This is a genomic window from Kitasatospora sp. GAS1066B, assembly GCF_041262605.1.
Classification (GTDB): domain Bacteria; phylum Actinomycetota; class Actinomycetes; order Streptomycetales; family Streptomycetaceae; genus Kitasatospora.
Map to the genome: position 1 here is coordinate 40,932 of NZ_JBGCCO010000024.1, position 16,477 is coordinate 57,408.

At 75.9% G+C, this 16,477-nt stretch carries 13 protein-coding genes; 7 read left to right on the plus strand and 6 right to left on the minus strand.

All coding sequences use genetic code 11. The features are described from left to right. Positions 1–51: 51 nt before the first annotated feature. From ABH937_RS25415 to ABH937_RS25430, 4 genes are all read right to left on the minus strand, one after another. On the minus strand, positions 52–828 hold the full coding sequence (locus ABH937_RS25415) for a group II truncated hemoglobin (RefSeq protein ID WP_280694498.1): 777 nt from the start codon (positions 826–828) through the stop codon (positions 52–54). A gap of 62 nt (positions 829–890) precedes the next feature. Further along, positions 891–5,456 carry a hypothetical protein gene (locus tag ABH937_RS25420; RefSeq protein WP_370219578.1) on the minus strand — a complete coding sequence of 1,522 codons (4,566 nt, stop codon included), beginning with the start codon at positions 5,454–5,456 and terminating at the stop codon, positions 891–893. Positions 5,457–5,477: 21 nt separating this feature from the next. Beyond that, positions 5,478–6,332, minus strand: coding sequence for a hypothetical protein (locus ABH937_RS25425; protein ID WP_370219579.1), 855 nt, complete (start codon positions 6,330–6,332; stop codon positions 5,478–5,480). Between the two features lie 32 nt (positions 6,333–6,364). Next, entirely contained in the window at positions 6,365–7,897 is a 1,533-nt protein-coding gene (locus tag ABH937_RS25430; RefSeq protein WP_370219580.1) for a hypothetical protein, read from the minus strand. A 163-nt stretch (positions 7,898–8,060) separates the two neighbouring features. On the opposite strand from ABH937_RS25430, the gene ABH937_RS25435 reads away from it, so the two are divergent. Next, positions 8,061–8,582, plus strand: a complete 522-nt coding sequence (locus tag ABH937_RS25435; protein WP_370219581.1) for a hypothetical protein — start codon at positions 8,061–8,063, stop codon at positions 8,580–8,582. Here ABH937_RS25435 and ABH937_RS25440 read toward each other — a convergent pair. Then, positions 8,565–9,356 (minus strand): inositol monophosphatase, encoded by a 792-nt coding sequence (locus ABH937_RS25440; protein WP_280694502.1) that lies wholly within the window; start codon positions 9,354–9,356, stop codon positions 8,565–8,567. The two genes, ABH937_RS25435 and ABH937_RS25440, sit on opposite strands and share 18 nt — an antisense overlap. 143 nt (positions 9,357–9,499) lie before the next feature. On the opposite strand from ABH937_RS25440, the gene ABH937_RS25445 reads away from it, so the two are divergent. The 5 genes from ABH937_RS25445 to ABH937_RS25465 all read left to right on the plus strand — a co-directional run bounded on the left by ABH937_RS25445 (position 9,500) and on the right by ABH937_RS25465 (position 14,153). Continuing rightward, positions 9,500–10,276: a 5-oxoprolinase subunit PxpA gene (locus tag ABH937_RS25445; protein ID WP_280694503.1), complete on the plus strand. Its 777-nt coding sequence runs from the start codon at positions 9,500–9,502 to the stop codon at positions 10,274–10,276. Continuing rightward, positions 10,276–10,920 carry an allophanate hydrolase subunit 1 gene (locus ABH937_RS25450; RefSeq protein ID WP_370219582.1) on the plus strand — a complete coding sequence of 215 codons (645 nt, stop codon included), beginning with the start codon at positions 10,276–10,278 and terminating at the stop codon, positions 10,918–10,920. Before ABH937_RS25445 ends, ABH937_RS25450 begins: the two co-directional genes overlap by 1 nt. Further along, the gene (locus ABH937_RS25455) at positions 10,908–11,783 is read left to right on the plus strand and encodes a biotin-dependent carboxyltransferase family protein (protein WP_370219583.1); all 876 of its coding nucleotides are present in this window, start codon (positions 10,908–10,910) and stop codon (positions 11,781–11,783) included. The genes ABH937_RS25450 and ABH937_RS25455 overlap by 13 nt, the downstream gene beginning before the upstream one ends. 80 nt (positions 11,784–11,863) lie before the next feature. Further along, positions 11,864–12,898, plus strand: a complete 1,035-nt coding sequence (locus tag ABH937_RS25460) for a MerR family transcriptional regulator (protein ID WP_370219584.1) — start codon at positions 11,864–11,866, stop codon at positions 12,896–12,898. A 4-nt stretch (positions 12,899–12,902) separates the two neighbouring features. Next, entirely contained in the window at positions 12,903–14,153 is a 1,251-nt protein-coding gene (locus tag ABH937_RS25465; protein ID WP_370219585.1) for an MFS transporter, read from the plus strand. 91 nt (positions 14,154–14,244) lie between these two features. Here the strand turns inward: ABH937_RS25465 and ABH937_RS25470 are convergent, their stop codons facing one another. Beyond that, positions 14,245–15,678: a HEAT repeat domain-containing protein gene (locus ABH937_RS25470; protein ID WP_280694164.1), complete on the minus strand. Its 1,434-nt coding sequence runs from the start codon at positions 15,676–15,678 to the stop codon at positions 14,245–14,247. A gap of 320 nt (positions 15,679–15,998) precedes the next feature. Between ABH937_RS25470 and ABH937_RS25475 the strand changes: the two genes are divergently transcribed. Continuing rightward, complete coding sequence (locus ABH937_RS25475) at positions 15,999–16,349, plus strand: hypothetical protein (RefSeq protein ID WP_280694165.1); 351 nt, start codon at positions 15,999–16,001, stop codon at positions 16,347–16,349. Positions 16,350–16,477 lie beyond the last annotated feature (128 nt).

Here is a 16,477-nt window from a genome sequence, read left to right on the forward strand (position 1 = left end):
CGGCGGCTGACGGCCCGCCGGGGTCCCGGGCCAGGGGTCCGGGGCCAGAGGTCACGCGGGGACGTACGGCGGGGTCAGCCCCCAGCCCCAGTGCGGCATCGGGGTCTGGACCACGCGCTCCGCGCCGGGGGCGGAGAACATCTTGGCCATCCGGGTGCCCCACTCCAGGTAGCCGGTGAACGCCGCCCGGAACTCGGGGTCGTCCGGCAGTCCGACCTCGTCCGCGGTGTCCTGCAGCAGGCTCACCCAGCGGCGGCGCTGCTGCTCGGTCAGGTTCCGGCCGAGGTGGCGCGAGACCATGTGCGGGTGGCCGCCGCGCTCGGCGGAGTAGGCGGGCGGGCCGCCGAAGACCTCGCCGAGGAAGAGCGCGACGCGCTGCGGGTGCTCGTCGTCCATGCCCGCGAAGACCGGGGCGAGGAGCTCGTCCGTCACGACGTGGGCGTAGAAGGCGCTGGTCAGGCGGGTCAGCGCGGGAGCGCCGCCGAGGTACTCGTAGAGCGTCGGTGGCTCGGCCGGCTGCGGTCCGGCGCCGCGCACGCCGGTCTCCGCGTAGTGCCGCATCTCCTCGATCGCCTCGACGTACGGCTGGATCTCCGCGAAGAAGGCAGCGAACTCCGGCGAGCCGCGAAAGCCCTCCAGGTGGTCCCGGACCGAGGTCCAGCGGATCCGCAGGATGTAGGCGCCGGGCTCGTCGATGCTCTCGGTCAGCTCGTAGTCCACGCAGTACGGCGAGGCGGCCAGCGGGACGGCGGCCCGCCGGTAGGCGGCCGTGAACTCCGCGCGCCGCGGCTCCGGGATCCGGTAGCGGATGTACTCGATGGTCGTCATGCGGACATGATGGACCGTCAGATCCGACGGTCCGTCAGATCGGGCCGACAGCAAGCGCCGTGTCACTCCGTCGCCGGTACCTCCGCCGGCCGCTTGAACATCCGGGTCGCGGTGATCTCGCCGTGGATCGCCGGGCCGTCCGGGTCCTGCGGGGCGGGCAGGCCGGGGCGCAGGTGCTCCTCGACGGAGATGTACTTGAGCCCGGCCCGCAGGTCGGCGTCGTTGCGCAGCCGGATGACCAGCGGGAACTCGGCGAGCGCGGTGGTGTCGAAGAGGCCGGTGGTGTAGATCAGCTGGACGCCGAGCGCGTCGGCCACCGCCCGCTGGAGCTCCAGCAGGTAGGTGGCGTTGGCGCGCCCGATCGGGTTGTCCAGGAAGAGCGTGCCGGCGTGCCGCAGCTGCGACTGGCCGCGGTCGTTGGCGCGCAGCGCGGCCATCGTGCAGTAGAGCGCGATGGCGGCGGTGAGCAGCTGGCCGCCGGAGAAGACGTCCGACATCTGCCCCACGCTCACCCGCTCGGCGCGCAGCACCGCGTCGGGCTTGAGGATCTCGACCGAGACGCCCTTGGGGCCGATCGCCGCCGCCACCGCGCGCAGCAGCAGCGACATGCCGTCGCGGCGAAGGTCGGAGTTCTTCCGCACGGCGGCGCGGGTGGCCTCGTCGATCACCTCGCCGAGGCGCTCGGCGAGCACCGTCTGGTCCGGGTCCTCGAAGCGGATCCGCAGGAACTCCTGGCCCGACCACTCGCCCAGGCCCTCGGGCAGCCGGGAGAGCCGCTGGGCGGCGCGCAGGGTGGCGAGCGAGGTCTCCACCAGGCCGCGCAGCCGGTCCACGATCGAGCCGCGGTTGCGCTCCAGCTGGGTCAGCTCGTCGGTCAGCACCCGCAGCCGGGGCGCGAAGGCGACGGCCCAGGCGGCGGCGTGCTCGGGCAGCGCGGCGGCCGGCAGCTCGCGGATCTGCTGGCGGGCGGGGGTGCGGACGGCCTCGTAGCGGGCCGCGTTGGCGTGCCGGACCAGCCCGTCGCTGGCGTCGCGGACGGCGAGGTCGGCGGCGGACAGCTCGGCGGAGGCGGTGCGCAGCGCGCGGCGGGTCTCGGTGGCGGCGGTGCGGGCCTCGGCCAGTGAGTCCAGGTACGGCTCGGCACTCGCCTCGCCGTCCTCCGCGGTGTGGTCGCGCAGGCCGTCGCGCAGCTGGGCGGCCGCCTCGTCGAAATCGGCGGCGGCGGACTGCGCGGACTGCAGGGTGCGCAGCAGCTCGCTGTGCTCGATCCGGGTGCTCTCCAACGCCTCGCGCCGCTCGGCGAGTTCGCCGGTGGCCACGCGCAGCAGCTGCTGGGCGTGCTCGGGGTCGGTGGGGACGAGCTCTTCGGGCAGCTCGGTGTGCGCCTCGCCGGCGGCGGGCGCCGAGCGCTCCACCTCGGCGCGCAGCCGGCCGAGTTGCTCGCTGGCGGCGGCGGAGCGGGCCTCGATGGTGGCGACCAGCTCCTCGGCGCGGGCGGCGGCGGCCTGGCGGGCCGGGCCGTCGGCGCCGTCGGGGCTGTTCAGCAACTCCTCGGCGCGGGTCCTGACCTTGTTGGTCAGGCGGTCCAACTCGGCCCGGGCGGCGGTCTCGTCGCTCTCCGCACGGGCCTGCTCGGCGCGCAGGTCGGCCCCGACGCCGACCTTCTCGTAGAGCTGGGCGGCGGCCCGGTAGGCCTCGCGCAGCGCGGGCAGCGAGGCGGTCGGCAGCTCGTCGCTGACCGCGACGGTGCCGGACAGCTCGGCCCGCTCGGCGCGCAGCGTGCGCGCGGTGCGGCGGGCGTCGTCGGCGGCCCGCTGGGCGGCCCGGCGGTCCTCGTCGCAGGCCTGGGCCCGCTCGGCGCAGGCCGTCTGGCGGCGCTCGCACTCGGCGGCGTCCTCGGCGAGTTCGCGCAGCGACCTGGTCCAACTGGCCCGCTCGCGCAGCCGGAACGCCAGCCCTGCCAGCGCGTCGGCGCGGCGGCGGGTCTGCTGGGCGGCCTCCCGGCGCTCCTCGTGGACGCTCACCGCGCTCACCCGGTCGGCCTCGGCCTCGGTGTGCTCGGCACGGGCGGCGGCCAGCTGGGCGGTGGCGATCTCGGCCTGCTCGGCGGCGGTCGACACCGCGTCGGTCAGCTCGGCCAGCGTGCCGGGCGGGCAACTGGCCTGCCAGGACGCGAGCCGGGCGGCCAGCGCGCGGTCGGCGCCGAGCCGGGCGGCCAGCTCGCGGATGTGCTCGTCGCGGGCGCCCGCCCGCGCGCGCAGCTCGCGGCGCTCGGTGTCGGCCGCGGACTCGTCGTGCATGGCCGGGTTCGGCGGCACCAGGAAGAAGGCCGGCTCGTCCGTGATCGGGGCGATCAGCGCGGCGGCGGTGCCCACCGCCACGGTGGAGCGCGGCAGCAGCGCGGCGGCCTGCAGCACCTCGCGGGCCCGGTCCAGCGAGGACGGGTCGGTGACCACCACGCCGTCGACCAGCTCGGGACGGGCGGCCAGGATCGCCTCGTGGTCCAACGGGTCGACGGACTGGGCCAGGTAGCGCCAGCCGGGCAGCGCCGGGATGCCCTGCTCGCCGAGGTACTCGACGGTGGCGAGCACGTCGGGGCCCGGCGGCAGCAGGCCGCCGTCGCCGAGGGCGGCCAGGATCCGGGAGTCGTCGGCGGCGGTGGTGCGCAGGTCGAAGAGGGTGCGTTCGGCGGTGGCGACGGCGCCTTCGAGCAGCTCGGTGAGGTCCTCGGCGGCGCGGTCCAGGACGTCGGGGGTCAGGGCGTCCGAGGTCTCGTCGGCGTCACCGTCGAAGTAGGGGGCCAGCCCGAGCAGTTCGGCCAGCCGCGGCTCCCCCGCCAGCTGCGCGGCGGTGCGGCGCTCGGCGGCCAGCGCGCGCTGGGCGGCGGCGCGCGCGTCGCTGGCGCGGGCGGCGGCCAGCTCGGCCCGGCCCTCGGCGGCGGCCGCCTCGCGGGTGCGGGCGGTGGCCTGCTCCGCGGTGGCGCGGGCCTGCTCCAGGCCCGCGGTGGCGGCCTTCTCCGCGTCGGCAGCGTGCAGCGCGGCGCGCGCGGGGTCAACGTCTCCTGCGGTGTCGATCCAGCCGGCGGCCACCGCTGCCTGGGTCTCCTGCTCGACCTCGGCCAGCCGCTGGCGCAGGTGGTCGGCGTCGGAGCGGGCTTTCTGACCGGCGGTGGCGGCGGCCACCGAGTCGGCCTGGGCACGCGCGCCGTCCTGCTGGAGCTCGGCGGCGCGGGTCTCCTCGGCCTCGGCGCGCTCCTCGGCGGTGCCGGCGGCGGCCTCCAGCGCGTGGGCGAGCGCGCCGGCGGCCTGGGCCCGGGCGGCGAGCGCCGGGGCCGCGTCCAGCTCGGCCTCGCGGATCGCGGCGGCGACCCGGGCCGCCCGGTCGGCGGCGGCGCGGTGGCGCAGCGCGGCCTCGGCAGCCTGCCAGGCGGCGTGCAGGGTGCGGGCGTCGAGCAGTTCGCGGCGCAGCCCGGCGGCCTCGGCGGTGGCGGCGGCCAGCGAGAGGGTGGCGTGCCGGTGGGTCAGCTCGGCGGTGATCAGCGCGTGGCGGGTGCGGTCGGCCTCGGCCGCGGTGACCGCGCTCGCGGCGGCGGCCACCTCGATCGCCAGGTCCTGGGCCCGCTCGCGCTCGGCGCCGGCCCGGGCGGCGAGCGCCTGGGCCAGGCGGCGGGTGCGGCGCTCGGCGACGCGGTGCGCCTCGCGCACGCTCTCGCGCGCGCCGGTGGCGGCCACGATCCGCTCCAGCAGCTCCAACGAACCGCCGGTGAAGTCGCGTTCGGCGGTCAGCTCGGCACGCCGGCCGAGCTTGGCGGCGAAGCCGTGCACCAGGTCGGCCAGGCCGTCGGTGTCCCTGGTGTCGGTGACGGCGCGCAGCAGCAGGTCGGTGAAGTCGGCGTCGTGCTTGACCGCGAAGAGGCCGGCCGCCTCGCCCTCGTCGGCGTTCATCTCGCGCTGGTAGCGGAAGAGTTCGGGGTCCAGGCCGAGCTCGCCGAGGTGCTCGGTCCAGCGGTCGTGGCCGTCCTCGAAGGTGAGGTCGAGGTACGGGTAGGCCTTGCCGGCCTCGGTCAGGGCGTCGCGGAAGCCCTTCATGGTGCGGCGCCGGCCGCGCGGGCGGGCGTTCGGGTCACCGAGGGTGGCGCGTTCGGCGACCGGCAGCGAGTCCAGCGTCAGGCCGGGGCCCGGGCGGAAGGAGTACCAGGTCTCGGCGAACTTGCGCGGGTCGGAGGAGACCTGACGGCCGCGCCACTCGCTGACCTTGCCGACCACGATCAGCTCTCCGGTGACGGTGTGCTGCCACTCCAGCGCGACGTGCCCGCAGTCGTCGGCGAGCAGGAACTTGCGCAGCACACCGGAGCTGGCGCCGCCCAGGGTGTTGCGGTGGCCGGGCAGCATCACCGAGAAGATCAGCTTGAGCAGCACCGACTTGCCGCCGCCGTTCTCCAGGAAGAGCACGCCGGCCGGGGCCGGGCGGCGCTGCGGCCCCTCGGGCTCCTCGCCGAACAGGCCCGGCTGCTGCGGGGCGGGGTCGGCCACCGGCTCGCCGACACCGCGCAGGTCCAGGACGGTGTCGGCGTAGCGGGCGCCGGCCGGGCCGATGGAGTAGAGGCGGACCCGGTTGAGCTCGTACATGAAGTCTTGCCCTTAGCAGGTTCAGAGGGAGTGGAACGGCAGGCCGGCGTCGGCGACCAGTTCCTCGGAGTGGTCGGCGGGCAGCAGGGTGGCCGTGCCGTCGCTGACCGGGACCACGCCGAGGTCGAGCAACTCGGCCATCGCGGCGCTGCCGGCCAGGTCGCGGACCTGGAGCTGGTAGCGGGCGGTGGTGCGGTAGGTGCCGCCGGCGTCGTCCGCGGTCTTCTGCAGGAAGCCGGAGTCGACCAGGAAGGCCACCGCCTTGCCGGTGATGCCGATGGTGGAGCCTGCGAGCCGCCGGGCGTCCTTGGTGGCACCGGTGGTGGAGCGGCGGGCCCAGACCCGCCAGGCGGCCTCCAGGCCGGGCGCGTCCGTGGTCGGGTCGGTGTTGTCGCCGGCCTGCTCGGCCTGCTCCTCCAGGCGGCGGCAGGCCTGGCGCACGAAGGCGTCCACGCCGTTGACGGTGATCCGGCCGAGATAGCCGTCGTCGGCCAGGTCCTCGGGGCGGGGGAAGGCGAGGGCGGCGACCGCGAGGTGGGCCAGGCCGTGCAGGAAGCGGTCGGCGGTCTCGGAGGCGGCGCGGCGCGAGTAGTCGCCCATCTTGACGGCGAAGACCGAGTCCTCGGCGGCCGCCACCGCCATGCCGGCCCGGGCCGAGACCTCCAGGACCACCAGGCCGAGCCCGGCGGCGACCGCGTCGGCCAGCCGGGCGAACGGCGGGTCCTCGCGGTGGCGCCGGACCAGCTCGGTGTACTCGGCGTCCCGGGCCGGCAGCAGCTTGGCCTGCAGGCCGAAGGAGACCAGCCGGGCGGCGTCGGCGACGTCGGCGGGGGTGACCGCGGCCTCGCGCGGCAGCTCGTCCTGAGGGGTGGTCACGTGGCTTGCTCCTCGGTCGTACTGATGCAACGTCACTGCGCGTCCTGCCGACCCGCCGCCATGCCCACCGCGTCCAGCAGCGCGCTGCCGACGATCAGGTCGGCGCCGCCGAACTCGGGGTCGGCCAGCTGGGTGCCGTCGTCCACCGCGAAGAGCAGTCGCTCCTCGCCCTGGCGATAGGCGGTGCCGACCGGGGGGCTGGCGGCGTGCACGGCGAGCAGCGCGACCAGGTAGGGCAGTTCGGGGTCCTGGTCGCGGGCGTCGACGAGCAGGCCGGAGAGCCGGCGGGGCGCGTCGGCGGGCAGGTCGAGCAGCACCAGGGCGGCCTCCAGCTGGGCCTCGGAGAACCGGCTGTCGTCGGGCGTGGCGACCAGGTCGGGGTCGGGCAGCTCGGCGCCCAGGTGCTCGCGCTCGACCGGCGGGGTGAGCAGCAGATCGACCAGGTCGGTCAGCCGCACGGCGGTGGGGGTGCGCAGGCCGATGCCACGGGCGAAGAAGGCGTCGGTGGGCCGGAGCGCCTGCTCTATCGGCAGCCGCAACACGGGCGCGAGCAGCTGGCCGTAGAGGTCGACGCCGGAGCGGGCGGCGGGCGCGGCGAAGGCCTGGCGGTCCTGCTCGGCACGGAACAGCGGGCCGGCTTCGAGTAGCCGGGTCTGCAGCTGGGTGTGCCGACGGATGCAGTCCTTGACGATGTCGACCAGCTCGGCGGCCTGCCGCTTGTGGTCCGCTCCCTCGGCCTCGTCGCGGGCCCGGCGGATGTTGGTGAGGATCGCGTTCTCGTGCCGGTAGCGGTCGGCGATGTGGTCGAGCGCCTCGTCGATCAGGTCGGGGATGGCCTGCATCCAGTCCACCGCGCGCACGTTGCGCCGGGTGGCGTCCAGCGCGCGGCGCAGCGTCTCGGCGTACTGGACGGTGCGGTAGCGGGCCTGCTCGGCGGCGAGTTGGGCGTCGGCGAGGCGGCCGCGGCGGATCAGCACCTCCAGCTTGACCTCGGCGGCGATCTGCGCCGAGGTCACATCGGTGTCCAGCGCGCCGACCAGGACGTTGACCGCCTCGTCGGTGGTGCGCAGGTAGACCCCGCCGTCCGGGCCCGGGACCTCCTCGATCAGCTTGAAGTCGTAGTCCCGGCGGATGTAGCCGCCGTCCGCACCGAAGGTCCCGTAGACGGCGCGGAACCCGCGGTCGACGCTGCCGACGTTGATCAGCGACTCCAGCACCCAGCGGGCCACCCGCTGGTGCTCGCCGCCGGGGCGCTCGGGGCGCTGGGCGGCGACCCGGGGCAGCAGGCGGGCCAGCACTATCTCGCGGTCGGCGCCGGTGTCGAAGTCCATGTGCAGGGTGACCAGGTCGATCGCCGCCAGGCCGACCTCGGCCATCGCGTAGCCGCCGTACTCACCGGCCAGGTTGACCTTGCGGTTGTCCAGGTCGTGCAGCGGTGCGGTGCAGGCCAGCGCCTTGAGCCGCCGGGCCAGGCCCTCGTCGGCGGCCGGGCCCGGCGCGGGGCGGGCGCCGCCGGTGGGCGCGCGGAACTCGCGCTCGGCGGGCTGATCAGCGATGACGGTCACGGTGGACAAGCCTAGGGCCATGGACCGACAGGGCCTGAAATGGGGTGGTCATCCTGGTTTGTCCGCGAGCCGGCGAGCCGGCGCGGCACGAGTTGAACGTGTTCAAATCCAGGTCTACAGTCAGCCTCGCCGGACAACGGGTCCGGCCCGAGGGGGGAATCTCATGCCCGTCGAAGCTGTCGGGGCCGCCGAGCTGCGCACCGTCCGCCGCTGGCTCTGGGTCTTCATCGTCTGCCTGGCGCTGAGCGGCCTGACCGCGTTCCCGCTGCGCACCGAGACCGACTGGCTGGGCAGGCTGGCCCACCACGCGCCCACCCCGGAGCCGCTGCTGGCCTGGCTGGACCGGATCCGCGCCGGGCTGGCCGACACCGGCACCCGCTACCCGTTCATCGCCTACGGCACGGACTGGCTGGCCTTCGCCCATCTGGTCATCGCGGGGGCGTTCTGGGGGCCGCTGCGCGATCCGGTGCGCAATGTCTGGGTGGTGCAGTGGGCACTCGGGGCCTGCGTCGCGATCCTGCCGCTCGCCCTGATCTGCGGGCCGCTGCGCGGGATCCCGGTGTTCTGGCGATTCATCGACATGTCGTTCGGCGTCTTCGGGGCGATCCCGCTGCTGCTGGTGCTGCGGGCGATCCGGCGCCTGGAACGGGCTCAGGCGCCGCGCGGGTCAGTCCTCCAGGGCTGAGCGCACCGTGTCCCAGCAGTGCGGGTCGGCCGCGACCAGCAGTCCGGTGCGCTCGTCGGCCACCCCGTACTCGGCGCCGTCCAGCCGCCGCGCCACCCCGCCCGTCTCGCGCACCAGCAGCGTGCCGGGCGCGTGGTCCCAGGGCAGGGTGCGGTGGTAGCGCAGGAAGTCGAGCCGCCCCGTTGCCAGTTCCGGATAGTCCACGCCGGCGCTGCCGGTGCCGGAACCCAACTCGGCGACCCGCTCGGCGGCCCGCGCCACCCGCTCGCGCGCGGCCGGATCCAGGAACCGGCTGAGCGCCGCCCCGCGGAGCTCGTCGAGCGCGCCGGGCGCTGGTGCGCGCCGCAGGCGCACGCCGTCGCGCCAGGCGCCCGCGCCCCGCTCCGCGAGATAGGCGTGACCGGTCGCGGGCTGCACGATCCAGCAGGCCACCGCCTCGCCCGCCCGCACCAGCGCCGCCATCACCGCGTAATGCGGCCGCCCCGCGACGAAGTTGGCGGTGCCGTCCAGCGGGTCGACCAACCAGGCGGTCGGCGCCGCACGCAGCGCGGCCGGCAGGCCCGGGTCGGCGGCGCTCGCCTCCTCCCCCACCACCGGCGCGTCGAGCACCTCGCGCAGCCGACGGGTGATCAGTTGCTCGGCCTCCCGGTCGGCGGCGGTGACCACCTCGCCCGGGCTCTTCTCGCTCACCTCCCCCTCGGCCAGCGCCTGGAACCGGGGCAGGATCGCGACGGCCGCCGCCTCGCGGAGGATCTGGGTGACCTGGTCCATCATGCCGAGCATGATAGGCGGCACGCGTCGGCGGGCACCCGGCCGAACCGGGTGCGGCCGAACGGGGTGACCGGAGCGGACCGGGCCAACCAGGAAGCCCTAACATCCCCTCAGGCATCCACAGCAGCTCTGGGAGGCAGTGGCTCGTGACCGATGGGGTGATCGATCTCAACGCGGATCTCGGTGAGGGGTTCGGACGCTGGACGCTGACCGACGACGAAGCGCTGCTCTCGGTGGTGACCAGCGCGAATGTGGCCTGCGGGTTCCATGCCGGTGACCCGTCCACGATGCGGCGGGTCTGCGCGCTGGCGGCCGAACGGGGGGTGCGGATCGGCGCCCAGGTGTCCTATCGGGACCTGGCCGGCTTCGGGCGGCGGGCGATGGAGGTGCCGCCGGACGAGTTGGCCGACGAGATCGCCTACCAGATCGGGGCGTTGCAGGTGTTCGCCCGGGCCGCCGGATCCCGGGTGAGCTACGTCAAGTCGCACGGCGCGCTCTACAACAAAGTGGTGGCGGACAGCGAGCAGGCCGAGGCCGTGGTCGCCGGCGTGCTCCGGGCCGGAGCGGTCTGCGACGGCCCGCTGCCGGTGCTCGGACTGCCGGGCTCCAAGCTGCTCCAGGTCGCCGAGGGGGTCGGACTGCCGGTGGTGACCGAGGCGTTCGCCGACCGCGCCTACACCTGGGCGGGCACCCTGGTGCCGCGCCGGGAGCCGGACGCGGTGGTGCACGATCCGGAGACGGTGATCGCGCGGGCGGTGGGGATCGCCAGGGACGGGCTGGTCACCGCGATCGGCGGCGAGCCGGTGGCGGTCGACGCCCGCTCGCTCTGCGTGCACGGGGACACCCCCGGGGCGGCGCAACTGGCCTGGCGGGTGCGGGGAGCGCTGGCGTCGGCGGGGATCCGGGTGGAAGCGTTCACCTGATGACTGATCAACTGATGATCCATCAGGTCGGCAGCCACGCGCTGCTGCTGGAGGTGGCCGGCGGCGAGCGGGTGGCCGCGCTGTACCAGCGGCTGCTGGCCGAACGGGAGCGGGGCGGGCTCGGCCCGGTGACGGAGATCGTCCCCGCCGCGCGGACGGTGCTGCTGGACGGGCTGCCGCGGCCAGCCGAGGTGGCCGCGCTGCTGGCCGGCTGGCGGGTGCCCGCGACGGCCCCGCCCGCCGGGCCGCTGCTGGAGGTGCCGACCGTCTACGACGGCGCCGACCTGGCCGAGGTGGCCGCGCACTGGGGAGTCACGCCCGCCGAGGCGGTGGCCCTGCACAGCGGGATCGAGTACCGGGTGGCGTTCTGCGGCTTCGTGCCGGGCTTCGGCTACCTGACCGGCCTGCCGCCCGAGCGCGAGGTGCCGCGCCGGGCCACCGCGCGCCCCGCCGTCCCGGCCGGTTCGGTGGCGCTGGCGGGCCCGTACACCGGGGTGTACCCGCGCTCCTCCCCCGGCGGCTGGCAACTGCTCGGCCGCACCGGGCTGGTGCTCTGGGACACCGCGCGCGAACCGGCCGCGCTGCTGACGCCGGGCGTGCGGGTCAGGTTCGTCCCGGTCGGGAGTGGTCCGTGGCCGAGTTGATCGTGCTGCGCCCCGGGCCGCTGAGCACGGTGCAGGACCTGGGCCGGTTCGGCGTCGCGCACCAGGGGGTGCCCCGGGCCGGGGCGCTGGACCAGCCCGCGTACGCGGCGGCCAACCGGCTGGTCGGCAACCCGCCCGGCGCCGCCGCCGTGGAGACCACGCTCGGCGGCCTCGCGGTGCGGGCGGTGGACGCCCCGCTGCTGGTCGCCGTCACCGGCGCGCCGGCCGCGGTGCGGATCGACGGGCATCCGGTGGCCTGGGGCGCGGCCGTGCGGCTGCCGGCGGGCGCGACGCTGGACGTCGGACCGGCCGACTTCGGCGTGCGCAGCTACCTCGCGGTGCGCGGCGGGATCGCGGTGCCGCCGGTGCTGGGCAGCCGCTCGGCGGATCTGCTGACCGGGCTCGGGCCGGCCCCCCTGCGGGTCGGCGACCTGCTGCCGGTCGGCGCGGACGCCAGCGGGCCCGGGGTGCTGGGCATCGACCTGCTGCCGCTGCCCGAGATGCCGCGCGAACTGGTGCTGCGGCTGCTGCCGGGACCGCGCGCCGACTGGTTCCTGCCGGACTCGCTGGTCGCGCTGGCCAAGGCCCGCTACCGGGTGGCACCGGCCAGCAACCGGGTCGCGCTGCGCACCGAGGGTCCCGGGCTGATTCGGCGGCGGCACCAGGAACTGGCGAGCGAGGGCATGGTGCTGGGCGCGGTGCAGGTGCCGCCGGACGGGCAGCCGGTGGTCTTCCTCGCCGACCATCCGACCACCGGCGGCTACCCCGTGCTCGGCGTGGTGCCGGAGGCCGACCTGGCGGCCGCCGGGCAGGCCAGGCCGGGGACACCGGTACGGTTCGTCCCGACCCGGCGGCGATCCTGAGGGTTGACCTTGCCCCAGGGGGAAGCCCCAGCATCCTCGGTACCGGGCACGGTGCCCGGGAGGAAGAGGGGGACGAGCAGGTGGACCGGCTGACCATCGGGGCCTTCGCCCGGGCCTGCGGGCTGACGCCGAAAGCGCTGCGGCTCTACGACGAGCTGGGCCTGCTGCGCCCGGCCGAGGTGGACCCGCTCTCCGGCTACCGCTTCTACGCGCCCGAGCAGTTGGACCGCGCCCGGCTGGTCGCCCACCTGCGCCGGATCGGCCTGCCGCTGGCCCGGATCCAGCCGCTCTGCGAGCTGACACCCCGTCAGGCGGCCGCCGAACTCGGCGCCTACTGGGACGGTGTGCTGGCCGACACGGCCGCGCGGCAGGACCTGGTCACCCTCCTCCTCGATCACCTCACCGGGAGTACGGGGATGAACACCACACTGGGGCTGCGCTACGCGGCCCGCACCGATCAGGGCCTGGTCCGGGCCCGCAACGAGGACGCCGCCTACGCGGACGGCGGGCTGCTGGCCGTCGCGGACGGCTTCGGCGGACCGGAGGCGGCCGGGGCCGCGGTCGAGGCGCTCAAGCGCTTCGACCCGGCCGCCGTCGGCCCCGGCGACCTGCTGAACGCACTGGCCGAGGCGGTGCGGGCCGGAGTCGACGGAGCGCCGGACGAAACCGGGACCACGCTCACCGCCCTGCTGCTGTCCGGCTCGCGGCTGGCCCTGGTGCACATCGGGGACTCGCGGGCCTACCTGCTGCGGGACGGCGAGCTGTTCCAGATCACCCACGACCACACGCTGGTGCAGGCGATGGTCGACGAGGGCCGGATCACCGCCGCCGAGGCCGCCTCGCACCCGCAGCGCAGCATGCTGCTGCGCGCGCTCACCGGCCCGGACGCCGAGGCGCGGCCCGATGTCTCGCTGCACACCGCCCGGCCCGGCGACCGCTACCTGCTCTGCTCGGACGGGCTCAGCGCGGTCGTCCCACAAGCCGTCGTGCACACGGTGCTGGGCACCGTCGCCGCCCCCGAACAGGCGGTGCAGCAGCTGATCGGCCTCGCCAACCGGGCGGGCGGTCCGGACAACATCGCCTGCGCGGTGGCCGATGTGGTGACCGAGGGCTGACGCCGTGCCGCCGCGCCTCGCCCTGCTCGACGTCCGCCCGCTTCGACTGCCCGCGTTCCGCCGGCTCTTCCTCTCCTCCGCGGTCACCGCCGTCGGCGGCCAGCTCACCGCGTTCGCCGTCCCGATCCAGCTCTACCGGCTCACCGGCTCCTCCCTCTGGGTGGGGCTCGGTAGCGCGGCCGGCCTGCTGCCGATGGTGCTCGCCGCGCTCTGGGGCGGGGCGGTGGCCGACCGCGTGGACCGGCGCCGGGTGCTGCTGCTCGGCAACGCCGGGATCGCGCTCTGCTCGCTGCTGCTCTGGACCCAGGCGGCCGCGGGCCTGGGATCGGCCGCCGTGCTGCTGCTCCTGATCGCCGGGCAGCAGGCCTGCTTCGGCGCCAACTCCACCCTCCGGGGCGCGATCGTGCCCCGCCTGGTGCCGGCCGAGCTGCTGCCGGCGGCCAACGCGCTGCAGTCCACGGTCAGTTGGCTGGGCGGCATCGGCGGCCCGCTGCTGGCGGGCACCCTGGTCGTGGTCACCGGCCTCGGTCCGCTGTACCTGCTGGACGGTCTCGCGCTGCTCGCCGCGCTGATCCTCGCCCACCGGCTGCCGGCGCTGCCGCCGACCGGCGGCGGGGCGATCGGCAGCGGGCCGGACGGCTCGGCGCTGCGCGGTATCGCGGCCGGCCTGCGCTATCTGACGGGGCAACGGATCCTGCTGGTCGCCTACCTGGCCGACTTCACCGCGATGTTCTTCGGCATGCCCGTCGCGCTCTTCCCGCAGCTGGCCCAGCAGGGCCTCGGGACACCGGCGATCGGGGTCTTCTCGGCCGCGATCTCGCTGGGCGCGCTGCTCGCGGGCGCCTGCTCCGGCAGCTTCACCCGGCTGCGGCGGCACGGCGCGCTGGTGACCCTGGGGGTCTGCGGCTGGGGCCTGGCGATCACCGGCTTCGGCCTGGTCCACTCGCTCTGGCCGGCGGCGGTGCTGCTCGCGCTCGGCGGGGCGGCGATCGTGGTGCTGAGCGTGTTCCGCAAGACCATCCTCCAGGGCGCCGCCACCGACGCGATGCGCGGTCGGCTGCAGGGCGCGGACACCGTGATCGCGGCCGGCGGGCCCAGGCTCGCGGGGCTGGCGCACGGGACGGCGGGCGCCGCCTTCGGCACCGGCTGGGCGATCACCGGCGGCGGGGTGCTGGTGGTGCTGGTGATGCTCGGCACCGTCGCGGCGGTCCCCGCCTTCTGGCGCTACGCCCCGGCGCAGGCCCTGGCCGGCTGACCTTGTCGGATCAGGCCGCGGCTACCCCCGGCCGCCAGGCTGGGGGCGGATGCCCGGCGTCGCGGGCCCGGAAAGATCCGCCGTACAGGCCCTAGCCCCTGGCGGTGAGCCGGCCGCGCACCGCCGCGTGCACCTCGGCCTCCTCGGCCGGGTCGGCGGCCAGCCGGCGCAGGCGTTCCAGCACCCTGGCGTCACCGGTGGTCACCACGTGGCGGGCGGCGAGCTCGCGGGTGGCCTCCTCGCAGTCCCAGAGACACTCGACGGCGACACCGCTGGCGAAGTGGCGATCGGTCGCGGCCAGCGCCCGGGCGGCGCGTCCGCGCAGGTCGGAGGAGGCGGCCTCGCCGTAGATGTGGCGCAGGATCGGGACGGCTTCCACGGCGGCCAGCCGCCCCGCGCCGTCCACCAGGCCCGCCAGCCCCGCGTCGCGGACGCCGTGCAGCAGCACCCGGTGCCGCAGACCGGCCACCACGGCGGGGGCGTCGGCCGGCTCGCCGATGTCGGCCAGCAGCAGCACGGCGGCCTCGCCGAGCACGCTGTCGGCGCCCCCGGTGGCCGGGTCAGCCCAGCGGCGGGCCCGGGCCAGTGCGCGCGGCCCGCGCATCCTGGCCAGCGCGTCCAGCGCGGCGCGGACCGCCCGCTGGTCGGCATCGGCGGCCGCGGCCTCGATCAGCTCGGTGAGCGCCTCGTCGTCCTGGTCGACCAGGTGGCGCAGGGCGGCCCGGCGGGCGCCCTCGGCGCCGTCGCGGGCGGCGGCGAGCAGGGTGTCGCGGTCCTCGGGGCGGGCCACCGCGGCCAGACAGCGGGCGGCGGCCGCGGCCCGGCGCTCGACGGCGGCCGAGTCCGGGCGCACCACGCTGTCGGCCTGGTCGGCCCAGGCGAGCACGTCGGCCACGCTCCAGCCCGGGGTGACCTGGCTGCGGCCCAGCTGGCGCTGCCAGAGGTCGAAGGGGGACTGCTCGCCGGCCGCGGCGACCCGCGGATGCCGCTCGGCCCACAGGCGCCAGGGGCGCGGCTCGTAGGCGGCGCGGATCGCGGCCCGCAGGTCGGCCTCGCCCTGCGGGGTCTCGGGGAAGCGGCGCAGCACGGCGGGAGCCAGCGCGAGCAGCGCCGCGTCCTCGTCGCGCAGGCCCAGCTCGTCCAGCGCCCAGGCCCAGTTGCCGCCGGTGGCGGCGTACTGGCGGAGCAGCAGCAGGGCGTCGCGGCGGCCGTAGCCGGCCAGGTGGCCGAGGACGGCCAGGGCCAGGCCGGTGCGCTGCTCGTCCAGGTCGAGCAGGTCGTCGGGGTGGCCCAGGTGCCGCTCGATGCCGCCGAGCGGGGCTTCCAGCTCCATGAAGACGCGGGCGTAGTAAAGGGAGCGGTTCTCCACCTGCCAGTCGCCGCGGGGGTCGCTGGTGACGCACTCCTCCAGGGCGGCGATGGCCTCGTCACGGTCGGCTGCGAGCGCATGCAACTGCCCGTCACCGCGTCCTCGCTGGAGCAGGCCGAGGAGGCTGTTGCTGGGGGCTATCACGGGCTCGAACATGAGGTCAGCATCCGTTGCGGCGGTCGTCGAGGCAACGGGATTTCCGTCGCCGGGGGTCTGGTGGTCACGCTGGGCGGGCGCCCGGGCGCCGGAATCACCGTAGGTTACCGCCTGCCTGCCCGTGACGCACACACCTCAATCCGATCCGGTTCCGTCCCGGGCGACTACCGGATCTTCGAATGCCCGCTCGGCATATGCCAGATGAAAGTTCGCTCCGTTTCTGCCATTCTTCCCACACGGAGCGTGAGGCTGTGCAACAGTCGTCTCACCACTCCCCCGACCCCGCCCGCCACCGCCACCAAGCCCCCGTGGGACCGCCGATGAGTCTCCCCCTGCGTACCGCACCTCCGGCCAAGGCCACGGCCGCCATGGAGTGGGACCTGGTCCAGGACACCGTGAGCTGGACCGCCGAGGCCTACCCCATACTGGCCCGCGACCCCGGCCTCGGTCCGTTGACGCTCGATCAACTGCCGGGCCAGCTGGTCCCGCAGGATCGTCCGGCACTCAGCCGGATGATGACCGAGGCCCTGGTGCACGGCCGCCCGCTGGACGGCGTGGTCCGGATCCACCAGCCGGGCGGCACCGGCGCGGCCGTGCACTGCTCGGGGCGCCCGGTGCTCGGCCCGGACGGTCAGGTGGTCTCGCTGCGGATGCTGATCCGCGCCTGCTGAGCTGACCCGCGCTCCGAGCGGGTCCGCCCCGCGCGCGCTCGGGCCGCCTCGTGTCGAGCCGCCCTGCGCGATCGGCGGCTCCCCCGCGCGACATATGCTGTGCGGCGCAGCGTCGGCACAGGGCGGAC

What these genes read in the sequence shown, in the direction of transcription:
- ABH937_RS25415 (WP_280694498.1), bottom strand. Translation starts at nt 828, where the DNA reads ATGACGACCATCGAGTACATCCGCTACCGGATCCCGGAGCCGCGGCGC.
- ABH937_RS25420 (WP_370219578.1), bottom strand. Translation starts at nt 5,456, where the DNA reads ATGTACGAGCTCAACCGGGTCCGCCTCTACTCCATCGGCCCGGCCGGC.
- ABH937_RS25435 (WP_370219581.1), top strand. Translation starts at nt 8,061, where the DNA reads ATGCCCGTCGAAGCTGTCGGGGCCGCCGAGCTGCGCACCGTCCGCCGC.
- ABH937_RS25440 (WP_280694502.1), bottom strand. Translation starts at nt 9,356, where the DNA reads ATGATGGACCAGGTCACCCAGATCCTCCGCGAGGCGGCGGCCGTCGCG.
- ABH937_RS25450 (WP_370219582.1), top strand. Translation starts at nt 10,276, where the DNA reads ATGACTGATCAACTGATGATCCATCAGGTCGGCAGCCACGCGCTGCTG.
- ABH937_RS25470 (WP_280694164.1), bottom strand. Translation starts at nt 15,678, where the DNA reads ATGTTCGAGCCCGTGATAGCCCCCAGCAACAGCCTCCTCGGCCTGCTC.
- ABH937_RS25475 (WP_280694165.1), top strand. Translation starts at nt 15,999, where the DNA reads ATGAGTCTCCCCCTGCGTACCGCACCTCCGGCCAAGGCCACGGCCGCC.